Annotated in this window: 1 protein-coding gene; it reads left to right on the top strand. The window is 48.3% G+C overall.

Annotated features, from left to right (window positions below; translation table 11 throughout):
• Positions 1 to 17 precede the first annotated feature (17 nt).
• Positions 18 to 778, top strand: a 761-nt coding sequence (gene hisD / locus A3739_RS21440) for a histidinol dehydrogenase (protein ID WP_068502708.1), incomplete at its 3' end; no start/stop codon positions are given.

The following is a 778-nucleotide window of genomic DNA, read 5'->3' as shown; positions in this document are numbered from 1 at the left end:
TTGTTTTTGGAGATTTTATGTTAACTATCAAACGCTTAAGTTCGAAAGATTCGGATTTTAATGACAAGCTGGCAGATCTAGTCGCTTGGGATGAGGCGCTTGATGAGTCTGTGCATCGTACAGTTAAAGATATTATCTCAGATGTGCGTAAGCGCGGCGACGAAGCTGTTCTTGAGTTGACGAATCGCTTCGATCAAGTTGGAGCTAGCGCATTGTCAGAACTTGAAATGCCTCAATCTCGTTTGCAAGAAGCTTTAGAAGGCTTGCCTACGGATCAACGCGAAGCTCTGCAACAAGCTGCAGCGCGTGTACGTAGTTATCATGAAAAACAAGCGCAGGGTGGCAGTTCTTGGGAATTTACTGAGGCGGATGGTACCAAACTTGGTCAACGAGTTTTGCCTGTAGATCGTGCTGGATTGTACGTTCCGGGTGGTAAAGCGGCTTATCCATCATCTGTGTTGATGAATGCGATTCCAGCGAAGGTTGCTGGTGTTGAAGAAGTCGTGATGGTGGTGCCTACTCCAGGCGGCGAGGTGAATCAGCTTGTGCTGGCGGCTGCAGCTGTCTGTGGCGTAGATCGCGTATTCACGATCGGTGGTGCACAAGCTGTTGCAGCATTAGCGTATGGTACAGAGACGATTCCAGCGGTTGATAAAATTGTTGGCCCAGGAAACATCTTTGTTGCCACAGCGAAGCGTGAAGTCTTTGGCCAAGTCGGTATTGATATGATCGCAGGTCCTTCCGAGATTCTTGTTATTTGTGACGGTAAGACCGACCC

The sequence above is a fragment of the Oleiphilus sp. HI0067 genome (assembly GCF_001635735.1).
The sequence above is the reverse complement of the archived record's forward strand: the minus strand, read 5'-3'. Positions and strand labels throughout refer to the sequence as shown.